The organism is Pseudomonas sp. 20P_3.2_Bac5, assembly GCF_025466035.1.
Taxonomy (GTDB): Bacteria; Pseudomonadota; Gammaproteobacteria; order Pseudomonadales; family Pseudomonadaceae; genus Aquipseudomonas.
Map to the genome: position 1 here is coordinate 1 of NZ_JANLOA010000079.1, position 726 is coordinate 726.

The 726-nt window shown below is 60.1% G+C and carries 1 protein-coding gene; it reads left to right on the top strand.

Features of this window, described 5'->3' with window-relative positions; translation table 11 throughout:
• A partial coding sequence (locus NTD88_RS14570) for an immunoglobulin-like domain-containing protein (protein ID WP_262154493.1) occupies window positions 1–726 on the top strand: 726 nt, incomplete at both ends.

Genomic DNA, 726 nt, shown 5'->3' on the forward strand with positions numbered 1-726 from the left:
ATCGTCTACACCGCCAAGCTGACCAACCCAGCCGGCACCGAGATGAAGATCACCTTGAGCAACGGTGAGACCATCACCATTGCCAAGGACGCCACCGAAGGCTCCGTGACCTTCGCTGCGCCGAAAGACACTGTTTACGTGGATGCCGGTAGCGTCAGCGTCACCATCACTGCCACCACTGGTGGCGACTTCGAGCACCTCGAAGTCAGCCCGACTGCCGCCGTGACTACGGTTACGGATTCGATTGATACTTCGACCGTCACGCTGACTGCGACTGCCAGTGCTGTTGAAGGCGGCGTAGTTACCTACACCGCTTCGGTCACTGCTCCAGTCACCGGTGCTCCGTTGGTCATCACCCTGGCCAACGGCCAGTCGATCACCATTCCGGTTAACGCTTCGAGCGGCTCGGTCGATTTCATTGCACCGAACAACGTGCTGAATACCAACACGCCACTGACCAACAGCATTACTGGCGTGACTGGCGGCAACTACGAGCACCTGGAAACCGCCGGTGCCCCGACCACCGTTGTCACCGACGATCCGGCTCGTCTGGATACCACTGGCCTGACCTTGTCCGCGACCGGCTCAGTCCAGGAAGGCGGCAGCATTGTTTACACCGCCAAGCTGACCAACCCGGCCGGCACGGAAATGAAGGTGACCCTGAGCAACGGTGAAACCATCACCATCGCCAAGGACGCCACTGAAGGCAGCATCACCATCGCCGCC